This is a genomic window from Sulfuritortus calidifontis (assembly GCF_003967275.1).
In the GTDB taxonomy this organism is placed as follows: Bacteria; Pseudomonadota; Gammaproteobacteria; order Burkholderiales; family Thiobacillaceae; genus Sulfuritortus; species Sulfuritortus calidifontis.
Window position 1 is genome coordinate 147,015 of record NZ_AP018721.1, and the last position, 18,820, is coordinate 165,834.

Annotated in this window: 19 protein-coding genes; 12 read left to right on the forward strand and 7 right to left on the reverse strand. The window is 65.5% G+C overall.

The genetic code is table 11. The annotated features are described in order from the left end of the window. Positions 1–65 precede the first annotated feature (65 nt). The 9 genes from EL388_RS00825 to EL388_RS00865 all read left to right on the forward strand — a co-directional run bounded on the left by EL388_RS00825 (position 66) and on the right by EL388_RS00865 (position 7,454). A complete protein-coding gene (locus tag EL388_RS00825; RefSeq protein ID WP_126458224.1) occupies positions 66–623 on the forward strand; it encodes a YqiA/YcfP family alpha/beta fold hydrolase in 558 nt (185 codons plus the stop codon). 8 nt (positions 624–631) lie between these two features. Further along, positions 632–2,470: a ribonuclease catalytic domain-containing protein gene (locus EL388_RS00830; protein ID WP_126458227.1), complete on the forward strand. Its 1,839-nt coding sequence runs from the start codon at positions 632–634 to the stop codon at positions 2,468–2,470. A gap of 7 nt (positions 2,471–2,477) precedes the next feature. Continuing rightward, entirely contained in the window at positions 2,478–3,359 is an 882-nt protein-coding gene (locus tag EL388_RS00835) for an energy transducer TonB (protein ID WP_165919206.1), read from the forward strand. Between the two features lie 235 nt (positions 3,360–3,594). After that, positions 3,595–4,626 (forward strand): class 1 fructose-bisphosphatase, encoded by a 1,032-nt coding sequence (locus EL388_RS00840; RefSeq protein ID WP_172599372.1) that lies wholly within the window; start codon positions 3,595–3,597, stop codon positions 4,624–4,626. A 160-nt stretch (positions 4,627–4,786) separates the two neighbouring features. Next, positions 4,787–5,098, forward strand: coding sequence for a type II toxin-antitoxin system RelE/ParE family toxin (locus EL388_RS00845; protein WP_126458233.1), 312 nt, complete (start codon positions 4,787–4,789; stop codon positions 5,096–5,098). Further along, positions 5,082–5,393, forward strand: a complete 312-nt coding sequence (locus EL388_RS00850; RefSeq protein ID WP_126458236.1) for a helix-turn-helix domain-containing protein — start codon at positions 5,082–5,084, stop codon at positions 5,391–5,393. Before EL388_RS00845 ends, EL388_RS00850 begins: the two co-directional genes overlap by 17 nt. A 132-nt stretch (positions 5,394–5,525) precedes the next feature. After that, positions 5,526–5,831, forward strand: coding sequence for a hypothetical protein (locus tag EL388_RS00855; RefSeq protein WP_126458239.1), 306 nt, complete (start codon positions 5,526–5,528; stop codon positions 5,829–5,831). A gap of 220 nt (positions 5,832–6,051) precedes the next feature. Continuing rightward, positions 6,052–7,005 carry an IS30 family transposase gene (locus EL388_RS00860; RefSeq protein WP_126458242.1) on the forward strand — a complete coding sequence of 318 codons (954 nt, stop codon included), beginning with the start codon at positions 6,052–6,054 and terminating at the stop codon, positions 7,003–7,005. A gap of 77 nt (positions 7,006–7,082) precedes the next feature. After that, positions 7,083–7,454 carry a hypothetical protein gene (locus tag EL388_RS00865; protein ID WP_126458245.1) on the forward strand — a complete coding sequence of 124 codons (372 nt, stop codon included), beginning with the start codon at positions 7,083–7,085 and terminating at the stop codon, positions 7,452–7,454. 93 nt (positions 7,455–7,547) lie between these two features. On the opposite strand, the gene prmC is transcribed toward EL388_RS00865, so the two are convergent. Continuing rightward, complete coding sequence (gene prmC / locus EL388_RS00870; RefSeq protein ID WP_232019144.1) at positions 7,548–8,426, reverse strand: peptide chain release factor N(5)-glutamine methyltransferase; 879 nt, start codon at positions 8,424–8,426, stop codon at positions 7,548–7,550. Between the two features lie 59 nt (positions 8,427–8,485). Here prmC and EL388_RS00875 point away from each other — a divergent pair, with 59 nt between their 5' ends. From EL388_RS00875 to infA, 3 genes are all read left to right on the forward strand, one after another. Beyond that, positions 8,486–10,012, forward strand: coding sequence for a methyltransferase regulatory domain-containing protein (locus EL388_RS00875; protein ID WP_165919085.1), 1,527 nt, complete (start codon positions 8,486–8,488; stop codon positions 10,010–10,012). Between the two features lie 203 nt (positions 10,013–10,215). Continuing rightward, positions 10,216–10,419, forward strand: coding sequence for a cold-shock protein (locus tag EL388_RS00880; RefSeq protein WP_126458251.1), 204 nt, complete (start codon positions 10,216–10,218; stop codon positions 10,417–10,419). A gap of 106 nt (positions 10,420–10,525) precedes the next feature. After that, on the forward strand, positions 10,526–10,792 hold the full coding sequence (infA, locus tag EL388_RS00885; RefSeq protein WP_126458254.1) for a translation initiation factor IF-1: 267 nt from the start codon (positions 10,526–10,528) through the stop codon (positions 10,790–10,792). Positions 10,793–10,839: 47 nt separating this feature from the next. Here the strand turns inward: infA and EL388_RS00890 are convergent, their stop codons facing one another. The 6 genes from EL388_RS00890 to hemF form a co-directional block, all read right to left on the reverse strand. Further along, positions 10,840–11,241, reverse strand: a complete 402-nt coding sequence (locus EL388_RS00890) for a hypothetical protein (RefSeq protein WP_126458257.1) — start codon at positions 11,239–11,241, stop codon at positions 10,840–10,842. Continuing rightward, on the reverse strand, positions 11,207–11,572 hold the full coding sequence (locus tag EL388_RS00895; protein ID WP_126458260.1) for a YbjQ family protein: 366 nt from the start codon (positions 11,570–11,572) through the stop codon (positions 11,207–11,209). Before EL388_RS00895 ends, EL388_RS00890 begins: the two co-directional genes overlap by 35 nt. Before the next feature lie 163 nt (positions 11,573–11,735). Continuing rightward, positions 11,736–12,815, reverse strand: a complete 1,080-nt coding sequence (gene prfA, locus EL388_RS00900; protein WP_126458263.1) for a peptide chain release factor 1 — start codon at positions 12,813–12,815, stop codon at positions 11,736–11,738. A gap of 59 nt (positions 12,816–12,874) precedes the next feature. Beyond that, complete coding sequence (gene hemA / locus EL388_RS00905) at positions 12,875–14,128, reverse strand: glutamyl-tRNA reductase (RefSeq protein WP_126458266.1); 1,254 nt, start codon at positions 14,126–14,128, stop codon at positions 12,875–12,877. 406 nt (positions 14,129–14,534) lie between these two features. Continuing rightward, on the reverse strand, positions 14,535–17,795 hold the full coding sequence (locus EL388_RS00910) for a transglycosylase domain-containing protein (RefSeq protein WP_126458269.1): 3,261 nt from the start codon (positions 17,793–17,795) through the stop codon (positions 14,535–14,537). Beyond that, on the reverse strand, positions 17,795–18,766 hold the full coding sequence (gene hemF / locus EL388_RS00915; RefSeq protein WP_126458272.1) for an oxygen-dependent coproporphyrinogen oxidase: 972 nt from the start codon (positions 18,764–18,766) through the stop codon (positions 17,795–17,797). Before hemF ends, EL388_RS00910 begins: the two co-directional genes overlap by 1 nt. Positions 18,767–18,820: the final 54 nt, after the last annotated feature.

An 18,820-nucleotide genomic window follows, 5' to 3' on the forward strand; every position in this document is an offset into this window, starting at 1 on the left:
CCGAGGGCCAGCTCGGGTAGCATTCGGGCTTTTCCTGCGCGGCATCGCCGCGCTGCCGCCCATCCATGCTGATTTACATCCACGGCTTCAACAGCTCCTCGCAGTCCGGCAAGGCGCGCGAGCTTCAGGCCTGGCTGGCCGAGCGCGGCCGGGCCGGCGACTGCCTCTGCCCCGACCTGCCGCACCGCCCGGCCGCGGCCATCGCCCTGCTGGAAAACCTCATCGCCCAAAGCCCGACCCCGGCCAAGCTGGTGGGCAGCTCGCTCGGCGGCTTTTACGCCACCTATCTGGCCGAACGGCACGGCCTCAAGGCGGTGCAGATCAATCCCTGCGTGCGCTGCGACGAAAAGCTGGCGGCCGAAGTGGGCAAGATGCAGAAGAACTGGCACAGCGGCGAGGCATACACATTCACCGCGCAGCACCTGGCCGAGCTCGCGGCGCTCAAGGTGCCGGCGATCAGCCGACCCGAGCGCTATCTTTTGCTGGTCGAGACCGGCGACGAAGTGCTCGACTACCGCGAGGCGGTGGCCTATTTCGCCGGCGCCCGGCAGGTGGTGCTGGAAGGCGGCGACCACGGCTTTTCCCGCTTCGCCGAATACATCCCGACCATCCTGGAGTTCTGAACGCCATCATGTACGTCTATTACGAGGAAGATGGCGACATCAAGGCCGGCACCCTCCTGGCCGACAACGAGGCCTCGGTGCAGCTGGAATCGCAGCACGGCAAGCGGACCAAGCTGAAGGCCGCGCATATCCTGCTGCGCTTCAAGGAGCCGGCGCCGGCGGCCGCCATGGAGGGCGCGCGCCGGCTGGGCGAAGAGCTCGACCCCGATTTTTTGTGGGAAGTGGCGGGCGAGGCCGAATTCGGCTTTGCCGAGCTCGCCCGCGAGTATTACGGCCACGAGCCCACCGCGCCCGAGGCCGGGGCGGTGCTGATGAAGCTGCACGGCTCGCCGATCTACTTCTACAAAAAGGGCAAGGGCCGCTACAAGGCGGCGCCGGCCGAGGCCCTGGCCGCGGCCAAGGCCGCGCTCGAGCGGCGCGCGCGCGAGGCGGCGCAGAAGGCCGAATGGGTGGCGCAGCTCAAGGCCGGCCAGTTGCCCGAACCCTTCCGCCATCAGGTCTTCCACCTGCTGCACAAGCCGGACAAGAACAGCCTCGAATTCAAGGCCCTGAGCGAGGCCTGCGCCGAAACCGGCCTCACCCCGGTGCGGCTCCTGGACCGCTGCGGTGCGATCCCCTCCAGCCACGACTACCATTTGCAGGCCTTCCTGCTCGAGCACTTCCCCAAGGGCATCGGCTTTCCCGAGCTGCACGCGCCGCCGCCGCCGCCCGAGCTGCCGGCCGGCGACGCCCCGGCCTTCAGCATCGACGATGCCGCCACCACCGAGATCGATGATGCCTTCTCGGTGATCTTCCGGCCCGACGGCTCGGTCCGGGTCGGCATCCACATCGCCGCGCCGGCGCTCGGCATCGCGCCCGGCAGCGAGCTCGACCGCATCGCCGCCAGCCGGCTGTCCACGGTGTACATGCCGGGCGGCAAGATCACCATGCTGCCGGAGACCCTGGTCGAGCGTTACACCCTGGCCGAGAACCGCGACTGCGCCGCGCTCTCGCTCTATGTCGAGGTCGGCCCCGACTACGGCATCCGCGAGCTGCAGACCCAGGCCGACGTCATCCGCATCGCCGCCAACCTGCGGCACGAAACCCTCGAGCCCTTGTTCAACGAGGACACCATCGGCGCCGGTGGCGCGGACTATCCCTTCCGGCGCGAGCTGGAATGGCTCTGGGGCTTCGCCTGTCACCTGGAGGCGGCGCGCGGCAAGGCCGATCAGGTGCAACGCCTGGACTACGTGTTCAAGGTGGAGGACGACAGGGTGCAGATCCTGCCCCGGGTGCGCGGCAACCCGATCGACAAGCTGGTGTCCGAGCTGATGATCCTGGCCAACAGTCGCTGGGGCCGCCTGCTGGCCGAGAGCGGGGTGACCGGCATCTACCGGGCCCAGATCCAGGGCAAGGTGCGTTTGACCCTCAAGCCCGCCCCGCACGAAGGCCTGGGTGTCGAGCATTACACCTGGAGCACCTCGCCCCTGCGCCGCTACGTCGACCTGATCAACCAGCGCCAGATCCTGGCCGTCAGCCGGGGCGAGCCCCCGGCCTACGCCGGCAACGACCCCATGTTGTTCGCCCACGTGCGCGACTTCGAGCTGGCCTACGACGCCTATGCCGAGTTCCAGCGCCGGATGGAGCGCTACTGGTGCCTGCGCTGGCTGCAGCAGGAGGGCGTGCACGAGACCGAGGCCACGGTCTGGCGCGAGAACCTGGTGCGCTTCGACGGCATGCCGCTGATCGCCAAGCTCACCGGCGCCCCGGCGCTCAACCCGGGCGAGCGGGTGCGGCTGACGGTGGGTGCCATCGACCTGCTCGATGTTGAGCTGGCCTGCCAGTTCGTCACCCGTTTGGAGGCATAATCAGCGCGTGACATATACGCAGATGACCTCGACCGATTGGGATGACCGCTTCAGTCAGGCGATCATCCTGTCCATCATCGCGCACGTCGTCGTCATCTTCGGCATCCACTTCGTGCCGGCCAATTCCAAGCTGTTCGAAAGCCAGCTGCCCATGGAGGTGGTGCTGGTCAACAGCATGAGCCCGGACAAGCCGCTCAAGCCCGACGTGCTGGCCCAGGCCAACCTCGACGGCGGTGGCGATGTCGACGCCAAGCTGCAGGCGAAAAACCCCCTGCCCGCGCTCACCCAGGACAGCGCCGCCTCGGCCGAGAACCGCCTGACCGCCCGGGCTCAGGCCCTGGAGGAACAGGCCCGGCTGCTCATGCAGCAGGCCAAATCCAATTACGCCGTGCGCGACCCCAAGAGCCGGCCGGACAGCGCGCCGCGGCCACCCGAGCCCAACGTCGCCCCGGCCGACCTGGTCACCCGCAGCCTGGAGATGGCCAAGCTCGCCGCCCGCATCGACCAGGAGTGGGAGGCCAACCAGAACCGACCGCGTCGCGCCTTCGTCGGCGCCCGCGCCCAGGAGTTCGTCTTCGCCCGCTACGTCGAGGACTGGCGCCTGAAGGTCGAGCGCTACGGCAACAACAACTATCCGGAAGAGGCGCGGCGCCAGGGCCTGTACGGCACACTGGTGCTGACCGTGGAGATCGGCTCGGACGGCCGGGTGATCGACGTCCACGTCGATCGCCCCTCCGGCTCCAAGCTGCTCGACGCCGCCGCGGTGAAGATCGTCGAGAACGCCGGGCCCTATTCCGCCTTCCCGGTCGAGATGCGCAAGAAGGTCGACATCCTCAGCATCACCCGCACCTGGTCGTTCACGCGGTCCGATCAACTGACGACGCAATAAGCCTGGGGCGCTCCGGCAATCCCCACCCTGGCCTTTATCCTCGCGAAGCGGGGGCTCCCCATGAATGGGGAGGGAACGCCTCGCGCCCGCCTCCTGTTTGGCCCGAACCCCTCCCCCATTTATGGGGGAGGCAGGGAGGGGGATGATTTCGCCCTAGTCACAGAATGCTTATAAAAAACCCTAATGCTCTGATAAAATTCGCGATTCTTCATTTTTGAGCCATCGCGAGGGCAGCATGCATATCGGTACCACCCTGACCCAATTCCTGATCGAGGAACAGCGCCACGTCAAAGGCGCCACCGGCGACTTCACCGGCCTGTTGAATGACGTCGTCACCGCCTGCAAGATGATCTCCAACGGCGTCAACCACGGCGGCCTGCTCGGCGTGCTGGGCGCGGCCGGTTCCGAGAACGTCCAGGGCGAAGAGCAGAAGAAGATGGACGTGCTGTCCAACGAGATCTTCCTCAAGCGCAACGAGTGGGCGGGGCATCTCGCCGCCATGGCCTCGGAAGAGATGGACGAGGTCTACCAGATCCCGGCCGGCAACCCGCGCGGCAAGTACCTGCTGCTGTTCGATCCGCTCGACGGCTCCTCCAACATCGACGTCAACGTCTCGGTCGGTTCCATCTTCTCCATCCTGCGCTGCCCGGGCGGCGAGAACGTCGACGGTCCCACCCCGGTCGAGGCCTTCCTGCAGCCCGGCGTCAAGCAGGTCTGCGCCGGCTACGCCATCTACGGCCCGTCCACCATGCTGGTGCTGACCACCGGCCACGGCGTCAACGGCTTCACCCTCGACCCCAACGTCGGCGAGTTCGTGCTCACCCACGAAAACATGACCATCCCGGCCGACACCAAGGAGTTCGCCATCAACATGTCGAACTACCGCTTCTGGGAAGAGCCGGTGCGCCGCTATGTCGACGAGTGCCTCAAGGGATCGGCCGGCCCGCGCGGCAAGGACTTCAACATGCGCTGGGTCGCCTCCATGGTGGCCGAGGTGCACCGCATCCTCACCCGCGGCGGCGTCTTCATGTATCCCATGGACAGCAAGCTGAAGGAAAAGGGCGGCAAGCTGCGCCTGATGTACGAAGCCAACCCGATGAGCTTCATCGTCGAGCAGGCCGGCGGCGCCGCCACCACCGGGCGCGAGCGCATCATGGAGATGCAGCCCAAGGGCATCCACCAGCGCGTGCCCGTGGTGCTCGGCTCGAAGAACGAGGTCGAGCTGATCACCCGCTACCACACCAGCCCGGAAGCCGCCGCCGCCTAAGGCGGTAGCGCCCCTCCCCCATTTATGGGGGAGGCCGGGAGGGGGAGCTTCCGTTCTTCCCGCGGTTAACAAAACGGCCCGCCCGGCAACAGGCGGGCCGTTTTGTTTTGGTCGGGGTTGGGCGCTGGACAACTATACGCCCAAGGCGTATAAACGAACCGTGCACACCGTCGTCGAAACCCTGTTGTTCCAGCGGCAATGGCCCCTCTACTGGACGGAAGAGGAACGCGGTGCCTTCGCCGCTTACATCGCGCAGCACCCCAAGGCCGGTGATGTCGTGCCCGACTCCGGCGGCATCCGCAAGGTGCGCTGGGGCAGGGCGGGTTCGGGCAAATCGGGCGGCGTGCGGGTGATCTATTTCGTTCGCAACGCCGAAGGCGAGGTCGTCCTGCTCACGCTGTATGCGAAGTCGAAAACCGACAACCTCACCGGCCCCCAATTGAAGGAGATACGCCGTGCCCTCGAAGAGTAAGAAACTCAGCCCAGCCGAATTGGCCGCCTACGAAGCCAAGCGCGACCTCGGCGCCGAACTGCTGCAGTCCGTGCGCGAAATGAAGGCCGGCAAGGTCGCCGTAGTCACCTCGCCGGTGATCGAGGCGCGCAGGAAGACCGGCCTGTCCCAGTCGCAATTCGCCGCGCTCATCGGCGTTTCCGTCCGCACCCTGCAAAACTGGGAGCAGGGCCGCAAGCAGCCGAGCGGCGCGGCCAAGACCCTGATCAAGGTGGCCGAGCGGCATCCGGAGGTGCTGCAGGAGTTGGCCGCCTGAGTGCGGTGACGCGATGCACATTCGGCACATTACGCCTGTCGGCTAATGTGCCCTACGAGCTCTACCAGATAATCCGCAGTGCGTCCCCAAGCGACAAGGTAGCCCCTAGCCAGAGGGAGAGAAAGGAAGACGATGAAAAAATGGGTTTTGTTGTTGTGTCTAGTAGCGTTCCCGGCTCTCGCCGATGATGTAAAGGTGGTAGAAGATGAGAATAGCATTGTAATCACCATCAAAAAGCAACCGAAGAAGGTAAAGCGCAAAAAAGACCCAGCCAAAGAGCAGGCAGCGGCAGAGGCGAAGGCCAAGCGTAAGCCGGTTAGCGATGCCGATCTGCTGGCCATTCCGGCAATGAGGCCCAGAAAAGAGACAAAGGCCGAGCGCAAGCCTGAAAGTGATGCCGAATTGCTTGCCATTCCAGCGATGCGGCTCAGCAAATAAGCTGGCCTTGTAGGAGCACCCCCGGGGTTTGTAAACGGCCAGACAAATATTATAGGGAGTAGCCATGGGGATTGAGGACAACCTAAGAGAACTTGAATTACATATCAAGAGCCAAGAATTGGACGTGGATTCAAATTCGAAGTGCAATTTTGATTAACTGGAAGGTGGGTCAGAATGCGTGAGCATTTTGCTCCATCAACCGCCAAGTCGAAGTTGCCCAATGAACTACACCCATCTGACCCAGAACGAACGATACCAAATTTACGTCCTCCTCAAAGCCGGCCATACACAGCGCGAGATCGCCCAGTTGCTCGACCGCCACCCTTCCACCATCAGCCGCGAGCTTGCCCGCAACAGCGGATTACGCGGCTACCGGCCCCGGCAGGCGCAGCGCCTGTCCGAGGCGCGGGCGGCCAATAGCCGCAACGCGCCGCGCATCCTGCCGGAAGTATGGGAGGAAGCCCAAAGACGACTTGCCCTGCAGCACAGCCCCGAGCAGATCGCCGCGCATCTGCCGATCAGCCATGAGGCGATCTATCAGCGCGCCTATACCGACAAGCGAGCCGGCGGCACATTGTGGCGCCACCTCCGATGCCAGAAACAGCGTCGCAAACGCTATGCCTCGGGCCGAAGCCTGCGCGGCCAAATCCCCGGTCGCAGGCCGATTGCCTTGCGCCCGCAGGCCGTCGAGTCGCGCAGCCTGGTCGGCCATTGGGAGGGTGACACCCTCATCGGCGCTGGCCGCAAACAGGCCATCGTCAACCTCACCGAGCGCAAGTCGGGTTTCTGCCTCTTGGCCCACGTGCGCAACAAGACCAGCGAGGCGGTAAGCGAGGCCATCATCCGCTTGCTTTCACCCTTCAAGGCCCGGGTGAAGACGCTCACCTTCGACAATGGCCTGGAGTTCGCCCGCCATGGCGAGATCGACCGGGCACTCGAATCCACGTCCTATTTCGCCGACCCTTATGCCTCCTGGCAACGCGGCACGAACGAGAATACCAACGGCCTCATCCGGCAGTACCTGCCCAAATCCAGGCCCTTTCACACCGTCACCCAGGAGGAACTGGCCATGATCATGGAGCGCCTGAACCACCGCCCCAGAAAACGCCTGGGCTGGAAAACCCCGCATCAGGTTTTTATGCAATCATTCAGCCGTGTTGCACTTCGTGGTTGAATCCGCCGGAGGTAAAGAAAGCCGAGGAACGAAACAAAGCATGGGAGTTGTATAACGCCTTCGCACGCGACACAAGAATGCGCGCCGATGGTTTGGTGCGCGCCATATTACTTATCAGTGGCGGCGCCCTAACTCTCTCAATTGGAGCATTCCTGCGGCCCGAGCACCCCGTCCTCTTCCCCGCCTGCCTCAATCTATTGCACTTGTCTTGGATTCTTCTTGTCGCCTCAATGATTCTTGCAGTGGCAGTCGTTTTTGGCGGCGTCTTGGCTTCTGATCTACACAGCCGGCACTGGCTAAGTTGGCTCAGGGGAGGAAGAAAGAACGAACTGAAGCAGCCCAGGAAGGCCAATTACATTCTGTGGACATTTGGCGTCTTGGCAATTCTGTCACACTGGACTGGCCTTGGCCTGCTTGCTTATCTCGCAACCAAAGTGGTTACTACTTGAGCTGAGTTCAGGTAGGGCGCAATAACCGAAGGGCATTGCGCCGTATGCGGCATACCGCCATTCGGCGCAATACGGCTTTCGCCTATTGTCGCCCTACAATAAATGCCCGCCGCTGACCCTCGGCTGCCCCGCCAAGTCCTGCTCCAGAAACACCTCGGCATAGCCCGCCGTTTTCAGTAAAGCCTGCACCGCCTCGCCCTGGTCGTAACCATGCTCGAACAGCAGCCAGCCGCCGGGGGCGAGGTGGCGTTTCGCCTGGTCGATGATGAGGCGGATGGCGTCGAGCCCGTCCGGGCCGGAGGCCAGGGCATTCTTCGGCTCGAAGCGCAGGTCGCCTTGAGACAAATGTTCGTCGGCTGTGGGGATGTAGGGCGGGTTGCTGACGATGAGTTCGAACCGGCGTCCAGCGAGCGCGCTGAACAGGTCGCTCTCGATGAATTCAATCTCCGCATGCAATGCCTCGGCATTGGCGCGAGCGAGGCTGAGCGCGGTGGGGCTTACATCGACGGCGGTGACGCTGAGGTCGGGCCGCTCCAGCTTCAGGGTGATGGCGATGCAGCCGCTGCCGGTGCCGATGTCGAGCACGCTAATTTTATTCCCCTCACCTTTTGGGAGAGGGGTGGGGGAGAGGGGGAGCAGTCGGGTAAGCGCCGCCTCGACCAGGTGCTCGGTCTCGGGCCGGGGGATGAGGACAGAAGGGCCGACCTGGAATTCGCGCCCGTAGAACTCGCGCCGGCCGATGAGGTAGGCCACCGGCTCGCCCGCGCAGCGGCGGCGGAACAAGGCCTCGATCTTGTCCGTGAGCTCGCCGGCCAGGCGGTCGCGGCCGTGGGCGACGAGCCAGACGCGGGTGACCTCGAGGGCGTGGGCGGCCAGGGCCTGGGCCTCCAGCCGGGCCGCAGCCGGGTCGAGCCCGAGCTTGTGCTGGAAGCCGTGGGCGCCGTGGCGCAGCAGGTCGTCGAGGGTGGACACGGGTGCGTCTCCAGGGGGCGATGCGGTATTGTATGCGGCGATTGCGCGAACCGATAACCATGACCGACACCACGCTAGCCAGCTACGACGACCTGCCCTACGACAGCGTGCCGATCACCGACACCCACCCGGACGGCCTGCGCGCCATCGCCCGGCTGTTCGGGGTGAACGCCCGGCCGGCCGGCCAATGCCGGGTGCTGGAGCTGGGCTGCGCCGGCGGCGGCAACCTGATCCCCATGGCCTTCTATCTGCCGGGCAGTTCATTCGTCGGCATCGACCTGGCCCGGCAGCACGTCGACGAGGCCAATGCGCTGATCGCCGAGCTGGGCCTGAACAACGTGCGGGTGCTGCACCGCAGCGTGACCGACGATCTGTCCGACCTGGGCGAATTCGACTACATCGTCGCCCACGGTCTGTATTCCTGGGTGCCGCGCGTCGTGCAGGACAAGGTGCTCGCGGTGTGCGGTCGGCAGCTGGCGCAGCACGGCATCGCCTACGTGAGCTACAACACCCTGCCCGGCTGGCACGCCCGCGCCCCGTTGCGCGACATGCTGCTGGCCTTCTGCGACAAGCGCGCGCGCGCCTCGGTGCGGCTGAACGAGGCCCATGCCCTGTTCGACCTGCTGGCGCCGGCGCTGCAATTGCAGGACACGCCCGAGGCCCGCGGCCTTTTGGCGGAGATCGAATACCTGCGCCGTGCGCCGGCCTCCTACCTCTATCACGAGTACCTGGAAGAGACCAACGAGCCGCTCTGGTTCAGCGAGTTCATGGCGCGGGCGGATGCCGCGGGCCTGGCCTACCTGGCCGACGCCGTGCTTTCGACCATGCTGCCGGCCACCCTGGGCGATGCGACCGCGCGCGCGCTTTCCGGCCTGAACGACCGCATCCGGGTCGAGCAGCTGATGGACTACGCCCGCCTGCGCAAATTCCGCCGCACCCTGCTGGTGCGGCGCGAAGTGGCGGTGAACGTGGCGCCCGATCTGGATGCCTTCGAGGCGCTGGCCTTCCACGCCGATTTGAATACGGATGAGGAGATCGACCTTGCCAGCGACAGGCCGCAGAGCTTCCGTCTCGCCAGCGGCGGCGAATGCCGCATCGCCCACCCGCTGGCCAAGGCCGCGGCGATGACCCTGGCCCTGCGCTATCCGTCCGCTCTGGGCTGGTACCCGCTGCTGGCGGCGGCCAGCGCCCTGGTGGCCGAGCATGGCGATGAGAAGTTCATAGGCGAGGTGGCCGCGTTCAAGACCGAATGGTTCAGCCTCGTGGCCTATCAGAGCGTGCGCATTGCAGCCGAGGCGCGCACCTATCCGGTCGACCTGCCCGAGCGGCCGGCGGCCCATGCCCTGGCCCGGGCCCAGGCCAAGCGCGGCCGGGTGCTCGCCTCGGTGCGCCATGCCGCGGTGGAGCTGGACGAATTCGGCGCGCTGCTGGTGCGGCAGCTGGATGGCACGCGCGCCCTGGACGAGCTGGTCGACTGGCTGCTGGCCGAGCTGCAAAGGCTGGGCCATGCGCCGGCGCGCGCGGCGCTGCGGCCGGCCTGCCAGCAACTGCTGTGGACCCTGGGCCGCGCCGGGCTGCTGGCCTGAATTATTTTCGGTCGGCGCGAAATAATGCTTGACTCGCCTGCCATTGGCACCCATAGTGCGTGGGCGCTTCTCGTAGTCAGAGTAATTCGCCAGCTGTGTCTCGCTGCTAGTCGGTTGTCCAGTTGTCCGTTATTCCCCTGTCCTGAGAGTCCGTAGCCGCCGATCTTTGTCGGCATCTCAATTTTGTATAAGGAATACACACCATGGCACTGGGTACCGTTAAATGGTTTAACGACTCCAAAGGTTTCGGCTTCATCACCCCCGACGAGGGCGGTGAGGACCTGTTCGCCCACTTCTCCGCGATTCAGGGCAACGGCTTCAAGTCGTTGAAGGAAAATCAGCGGGTCAGCTTCGACGTCACCACCGGCCCCAAGGGCAAGCAGGCGTCGAACATCGTTCCGGCCTGACCGGACTGTCGTCCCAGCGAGAAAAGCCCGGCCCCGCCGGGCTTTTTTCATTTTCGAAATTCGCTCGGCGGGTAGAACCCGCCGGCAGCCAGAAGGACATGAAACGATGGCCAAGGAAGAACTGCTCGAAATGGAAGGCGTGGTCGCCGAGGTGCTGCCCGACAACCGCTTCCAGGTGACGCTGGAGAACGGCGTGGCGGTGACCGCCTACGCCGCCGGCAAAATGCGCAAGCACCACATCCGCATCCTGGCCGGCGACAAGGTTGCCCTGGAGATGTCGCCCTACGACCTGACCAAGGCCCGCATCACCTTCCGCCACAAGGACGAACGCCCGGCCGCGACCGGCGCCGCGCCGCAGTTCCGCCGCCGCTAAGGGCGGTTGAAAAAAGGGGGCGCGTGCGCCCCCTTTTTTCTAGCCGCTTAGGCCTGGCAGTTCCTCGCCTGTGAAATCCGCAGCAGGCGATCCTTTCGGGTTTCGAGCTCGAGCAAAAGCTTCCTGGTGTCCTCTTGCTGATCCATGGTCAGCATCAGGGGGCTAAAGATCAGGATGCCTGCGATGCCCTTGCCCTGGTTGTCGGACTGCGCCGCCCTGAGGCGCTGATCCAGTTCGGCAGCCTGATGATTGGCGAGGGTCAGCTCACGGTGCAATTCAGTGCAAGGCAAAGCATATTCCCTGCTCTGCTTGTCCTCCGCCAACAAGCGCTCGGGTGCCGGCCTGGCGCTGAGGTTCGGGGGCAATTCCCTTGCTGGCTGCGCACAGCCGGCCAGGCCGGCAAGCGCCAGCAGGCTAGCGAGTAAACTTGATCGCACGGCCTTTGCCATCGAGGCTGCCCCAGCTCATCATCGAAATGCCCACCGTGCCGTAGCGAACGAAGATCACGGCATCGGCGCCCAGGTTGGCGGCCTCTTCGCGGAGCTTGGCATTGACCATCTCGCGCGTCGGATCGGCATTGAAGATGGTGGTTTTGTTGACCGTAACGGAAATGTCGCCGAGCACGGTATAGGGCCGATCGGTAATGTCGGCCTCGGTGACCAGGACCTGGTTCGGAGCGGTCTTTACCGGGGCGACATCGGCGGCTTTGACGTTGCTGACATCGCTTGCCGACCAGGTGGAGCAGCCGCTCAGGGCGGCCGGAATCAGAATAAGCGCCAAGCGGGACGCGATGCTCGACCGTGTAGATTTCATTACGAATCCCCTTTGATTGTTGTCTCTAATCTCGCCGCCGTTCAGCCAGCAGCGAGGCAGTTATACGGGAGAATATTTTTCTTGGCAATTCGCGGAATTGCCTGCTGGCGCCGCGGTGCGTCTGGATGACTTAATCCCCGCCCAGCGCCGCCAGTTGCTCGGCCTGGTGCTCGGTGGTGAGCGCGCCGATCAGCTCCTCGAGGTCGCCATCCATGATGGCGTCGATCTTGTACAGGGTGAGGTTGATCCGGTGGTCGGTGACCCGACCCTGGGGAAAGTTGTAGGTGCGGATGCGGTCCGAGCGGTCGCCGCTGCCGACCAGCGACTTGCGGGTGGCCGCCTCTTTCGCCTGTTGCTCCTGTAGCTGCTTGTCCTTCAGGCGCGCCGCCAGCACCGACAGGGCCTGGGCCTTGTTGCGATGCTGCGAGCGGTCGTCCTGGCACTCCACCACCAGGCCGGTGGGCAGGTGGGTGATGCGCACGGCCGAATCGGTCTTGTTGATGTGCTGGCCGCCGGCGCCGCTGGCGCGGAAGGTGTCGATGCGCAGATCGGCCGGGTTGATGTCGATCTCGCCCACCGCGTCGGCCTCGGGCAGCACCGCCACGGTGCAGGCCGAGGTGTGGATGCGGCCCTGGGTCTCGGTCTCGGGCACCCGCTGCACGCGGTGGCCGCCCGACTCGAACTTGAGCTTGGAATAGGCGCCCTGGCCGACGATGCGGGCGATGATCTCCTTGTAGCCGCCGACCTCGCCTTCGCTCGCCGACACCACCTCCACGCGCCAGCCCTGGCGCTCGGCATAGCGCGAATACATGCGGAACAGATCGCCGGCGAACAGGGCCGATTCGTTGCCGCCGGTGCCGGCGCGGATCTCCAGGAAGATGTTGCGCTCCTCGTTGGGATCCTTCGGCAGCAGCAGCTTCTGCAATTCGATCTCCAGCTGCGCGATCTTTGCCTTCGCGGCCGCGATCTCGCCCTCGGCCAGTTCGCGCAGCTCGGGGTCGGCCAGCATCTCCCCGGCGGTGGCCAGATCGTCCTGGGCCTGGCGGTAGGCCTGGTAATGCTCGACCAGGGGCGTGAGTTCGGCATGCTCGCGCGAGAGTTTGCGAAAGCGTTCCATGTCGGCGGCGGCGTCTTCGGCCGCGAGCAGCAGGTTGAGTTCCTGGTGGCGCTCGGCGAGGCTCAGCAGTTTGGCGGCAAGGGAAGGTTTCATGTCTGTGGGAAAAGCCGGTTGCGGGCCGGCCCTAAGGCCGAAGGCGGGCGGGGCCCGACCTACAAGTCGTCGCGCAGGTTGTAGAGCCGGGCCAGGTGCTGGGCCAGGGCCTCGCGCTCTTCGCCGCTGGCATGGTTGAGGACGTGGCTGGGGTCGTGCAGCAGCTTGTTGGTCAGGCCGCGGCTCAAGGCCTCGATTACCGCTTGCGGGTCGTCGCCGCGGGCCAGGGCCTTCACGGCCTTGTCCATCTCGTGCCGGCGCATGCGCTCGGCATGGTCGCGCAGGCTGCGCAGCACCGGCACCGCGCGGCGGCTGTCGATCCAGTGCATGAATTCGCTGACGTTGGCGGCGATGATCGCCTCGGCCTGGCTGATCGCGGCGTGGCGCGAGTCATGGCCGGCACGCACCACCTCGCCCAGGTCGTCCACGGTGTAGAGGAAGACGTCGTTGAGCTCGCCGACCTCGGTTTCGATGTCGCGCGGCACGGCCAGGTCGACCATGAACATCGGCCGGTGCCTTCTGAGCTTCACCGCCCGTTCGGCCATGCCCAGGCCGAGGATGGGCAGCGGGCTGGCGGTGGAGGTGACGACGATGTCGAATTCGGGCAAAAGCTCGGGCAGAGCGGTGAGCGCCGCGGCCTCGCCGCCCAGTTTATGGGCCAGCTCGCGCGCGCGCTCGATGGTGCGGTTGATCACCATCACCCGGCGCGGCTTGCGCGCGACGAAGTGGGTGGCGACCAGCTCGATCATCTCGCCGGCGCCGATGAACAGGATGGACTGGTCCTCGATCGAGGGGAAGATGCGCTCGGCCAGGGTGACCGCGGCGGCGGCCATGGACACGGTGTTGGCGCCGATCTGGGTGGCGGTGCGCACCTCCTTGGCCACCGAGAAGGTGCGCTGGAACAGGCGGTTGAGCAGCAGGCCCAGGGTGCCGGCGTCCTTCGCCCGCTCCGCGGCCTGCTTCATCTGGCCCAGGATCTGGGTCTCGCCCAGGACCATGGAGTCGAGGCCGGAGGCGACGCGGAAGGCGTGGTTGGCGGCCTGGTCGCTCGGCAGCAGGTAGAGGTAGGGTTTGACCTCTTTCGCCGGCAGGGAATGGAAGTCGGCCAGCCATTCGGCCACCGCCTCGGGCTGCTCGGTATTGCAGTAGATCTCGGTCCGGTTGCAGGTCGACAGGATGGCGGCCTCGCGCGCGACGCGATTGCCGGTCACGTCGACCAGCGCCCGCTCGAGGATGTCGGGCGGGAAGGCGACGCGCTCACGGATGGCGACGGGCGCGGTATGGTGGTTGACGCCGCAGGCGAATAGCTGCATCGGGCAGAAAATCGTCAGATTTCAGTGGAGGCTCATGTTTGCCGTGCAAACGTGATGCCGGAACTAAAAAGTCAGCAAAAACAGAATACCGGCATTTTACGCGAAATTGCCCGTGATGCCGGGCCGGATCGGCCCGTCGGCGGGCTTGGCAGGCCGTTGAAAACGTAGCGAGGATGGCCAGATGCAAGGCGATTGGGGCGCAGCGACCGAGAAAACGAACGAAGTGAGTTTCGGCGCAGCCACATATCAAGCAGATAGGCGAGGGAGCGAAAACGCAGTTTCGGCGAAGCCAAAACGCAGTTTCGGCGCAGGCTAACATCGGCGTAGCCGATGTTAAGCGAAGCGGCCGAAGCCAACACCGCGCAACGCCGCAGACGGCCCGCCGCAGTAGTTTTTCAACGGCCTGTTAGAAGAAGTAGCCCTCGCCTCGCCACGGATTCGGCCAGGCCGGCTCCGGTGTCTTGGGCGGCTCCGGTTTTTCCGGCCTTGGCTCGGCCTTTGCCTCCGGCTTGGCGGCGGGCGCCGCGGGTTTGGCCGGTTTGGCCGGTTCAGGCAAGGCCGGGGTGGGCTGGGCGCTCGGCACTGCGGGTGCGGCCGGCGCCGGCAGCACAGGCTGGGTCACCGGCGCTTTCTCCGCCGGCGGCGGCAGCTTGGCCGCCTCGGGCTGCGGGCCGCCGGCGAGGACCAGGGGCTGCAGGCTGGGCTCGAGCAGCTTGAGCAGCTGGGCCGGCAGGCCGCTGGTGAAGCGGAACTGGCCGGCGGCCTCGCCCGGGACATAGGCGGTGATCACGCCGTAGAAGCGGTCGCCCAGAAAGAAGGCGAAGGTGGCCACCCGGTTGACCACGCGCGACTCGAGCACCGAGCCGTCCGGGGCGTAGACCTCGAAGCGGTTGTCGCCGGTGCCGGTCTTGCCGCCCAGGGCGAGCTGGCCGCCCTCGGGCAGCTGGAACGACTTGCTCAGGCGGCGGGCGGTGCCTTCCTGCACCACGTTGATCAGGGCCTTGCGCACGACCTGGGCGACGGCGACCGGGATCACCCGTTCGCCCTGCGGCGGCCTGCGCGCGAAAGTGGTGTGATAGGGCGTGCCGGCGGCGAAATCGAGCCGGTTGATCGCGGCCACCGGCAGGCGCACGCCGTCGTTGCGGATGACGCCGATCAGTTCGGCCAGGGCGGCCGGCCGGTCGGCCGAGGAGCCGATGGCCGAGGCATAGGACGGCACCATGCTGGCGAAGGGGTAGCCCAGGCTGCGCCAGCGGCGGTGAATCTCCTGGAAGGCCTCGATCTCCATCAGGCTCTGGATGCGGCTGTCCTGGGCGTCCTTGCCGGCGGCCTTGAACAGCCACTGGTAGACCTCGATCCGCTGGGCGCGGCCGTTCCTGACCAGGTCATCCCAGTGCGCCTTGGGGTTGGCGATCAGGTAACCGGCCAGCCACAGCTCCAGCGGATGAATCTGCGCGATGTAGCCGCGGTCGGTCAGGCTGTATTTTTCCGGGCCGTAGTCCTGGTAGAGACGGGCCAGGGTCTTGTCGTCGTAGGCCCCGGCATTGGCCAGGCGGCTCTTCATGAAGGCGCCGAAGGCCGCAAGGTCCTGCTGGGGATGGATGTAGCGATAGACCGCCGCCAGCCGGCGCGGGTTGGCCGCCAGGTGGTTGATCAGCTGCGCCATCACCTGCTCGGGCGCCAGGCCCTTGTACTTCTTGTAGAAGCGGCCGAGGTAGAGCTGGCCTTCGCGGTCGGCGAACTTCTCCAGGTAAGTCTTGCGCTCGGGGTGGTCGGCATCGGCCAGCACCTGGGCGGCGGCGCCGGGCTGGCGGTAGATCAGGTGGCGCACGATGTCGCGCATCAGGCGGATGAAGGGCAGGTTGACCGAGTTGCGGGTCGCCTCCCACAGATCCATCACCTTGCGGTTGTCTTCGTTGTTGAAGTTGTTGAAGTGGTGCAGGCCGCCGCCGGTGAAGAAGCCCTCCTTGGGATCGGCCGAATACATCCGGCCCATGGCCGCCTCGAGCATGGCGGTGAGGCTGCGGTTGTCGGTCTGGCGCAGATAGGCGATGGCCCATTGGCTGAGGGCGTCTTCCCGCGCGGTCTCGATCTTGGCCAGCTGCTCGTCCTGCATCCAGGCGTATTGGGCGTGCAGGTCGGCGACGATCTGCAGATAGGTGATCAAGGTGCGCAGCTTGGCCGAGGAGCCCATGTCCAGCTTGGCGCCCTGGTTGATGTCGAACGGCTGGTTGAGGTTGTCGGCCTGTACCCGCAGCTGGCCGCCGGCCGGGGTCTGCTCGTAGAGGGTGAAGCTGTAGATCACACGGGACAGGTCGTTGCCGGGCGAAAACAGGTACTGGCCGTAGAGACCGAGTTCGGCCACCCTGGCCGGGTCGCGCAGCTGCTTGAAGAACTCGGTCACCGCCCGCTGGGTCGGCAGGTGCAGGCTGGTGTCGACCGTGAGGTCGAGCCGGTCGAGGTCGTACAGCCGGCTGATGCCGAGCATCCTGGCCAGCTCGACCCGGATGGCATTGGTCGCCTTGTTATCGACGAAGGTGTCGCCGTTGGGTGCCGGCCGGGCCTTGTGGTCGGCGAAGACGATGCGCTCGCGCAGGGCCAGGTCGCGCAGGGCGGCGGGGATGATGCCGGCATCGGCCAGCAACTTGAGGTGGACGTTGGCGAGGTCGTTCAGCTGGTGGCGGCCGGCCAGCAGGTAATAGGACGGCTTGCGCTGGGCAATGAGCAGGGCCAGCACGTGCTTGTAGGCGCGGGCGGTCTCCGGCGTCGGCCGCGGGTTCCAGAGCAGTTTGTTCACCGCCTCGAAGTCGAGGCCGAACCAGGCCGCCAGGCCGTCGCCGATGCCGTGCACCTCGCCGTAGCCGGGCGCGGCCGCGAGCGGCACGGTGTTCAAATAATCCTGCACGATCCGGCGCCGGGTCACCCGGGTGTCGGCGCCTTCCAGATAGGCGCGGACCGAGGCCGAGGCCATCTGGGTCAGCTTGTCGCCCGCGGTGAGGGTGAGGCCGTCGGGCGAGTGGCGATACTTCTCGATCTGGGTCGCCAGGGTCGAGCCGCCGGGTACGTTGCGCTTGGGGTCGACGATCTGCATGCCCTTCTCGAGGATCGCCTGGGCCAGGCGGTCCCACTCCACGGCGGGATTGCGCCGGGGGTGGTTGGGGTCGAGCAGCTCCCGGTTCTCGATGAACAGCAGGGTGTAGGCCACCGTGCGCGGGATGTCGATGAAGCGGCTGTAGCTGTAACGCGGGTAGGGCGCGCTGAACAGGGTCTGGCCCCGGCTGTCGAGCAGGGTCAGGCCGGCCACCGATTTTTCCCGGTAGGGCAGGAACAGGCCGTAGCCATCGAGCTGCTTCATGGCATTGGAGATGCGGGCCTGCTGGCTGATCTCGAAATCGCGCTTGAGCAGGCGCCGGCTGAACTCGGGCAGCCGGGCGTAGCCCAGGCGCAAGTCGTAGGGCCCGGCCTTGGGGAAGCGAATGCTGTCGCTCGGTCCGTCGCCGGTCTTGTAGGTCAGCTTCCTGGCATAGTCCGAGAGAAACAGCGCCTGCAATGGCGAGGCGGTGAACTCGAAGAGAGCGATCGCGCTGAATACGGCGGTACCGATGATCAATACGCGCTTGATCTTGCGCCGGCGGTTCGCCTGTCGTTGCTCCAGACTTTCGAACATCAGGCCGGCTCGTTCACCCAGTCACGCGGTTGCAGGAAGACCTCATACAGCCTCGCCTCGGGCGTGCCCGGCTCGGGTGACCAGTCGTAGCGCCATTTCACGATCGGCGGCAGCGACATCAGGATCGATTCGGTGCGGCCGCCCGACTGCAGGCCGAACAGCGTGCCGCGGTCCCAGACCAGGTTGAACTCGACATAGCGGCCGCGGCGATAGGCCTGAAAATCGCGCTCGCGCTCGCCGTAGGGCGTGTCCATCCGGCGCTCGAGAATGGGCAGATAGGCCGGCAGGAAATGGTCGCCGACCGATTCGGTCAGGTTGAAGCAATGCTGGAACGCAGCATCGCGCAGCGATTCCGCGTCCCTGTCCCCCACCGGGGGAGAGTTGGGAGAGAGGGCTGAAGCCCCGTTTAAATCGTCGAAGAAGATGCCGCCCACCCCGCGCGGCTCCTGGCGGTGCCTGAGATAGAAGTAGTCGTCGCACCACTGTTTGAACTTCGGATGGTAGTCGGCGCCGAACGGCTCCAGCGCCTTGCGGCAGGTGCGGTGAAAGTGCACGGCGTCTTCCTCGAAGCCGTAGTAGGGCGTCAGGTCCATGCCGCCGCCGAACCACCACACCGGTTCGGCGCCCGGCTTCTCGGCCTTGAAGAAGCGCACATTCATGTGCACCGTGGGACAGTATGGGTTGCGCGGATGCAGCACCAGCGACACGCCCATGGCCTCGAAGCGGCGGCCGGCCAGCTCGGGCCGGTGGGCCGAGGCCGAGGGCGGCAGATGGCTGCCGGCGACATGGGAGAAATTGACCCCGCCGCGTTCGAACACATTGCCATCCTCGATCAGGCGGGTGAGGCCGCCGCCACCTTCGGGCCGGGTCCAGGTGTCGCTGCGGAAGGGTTTGCCGTCGATCTGCGCCAGGCGCTCGACGATGAGTTCCTGCAATTGCAGCAGGAACGCCTTGACCTTGCTTGTCTCCATCTTGCTCATCTGGTTGTCTGTGGCGCAATTCTATCAGGCACTGTCGCGGTTCCG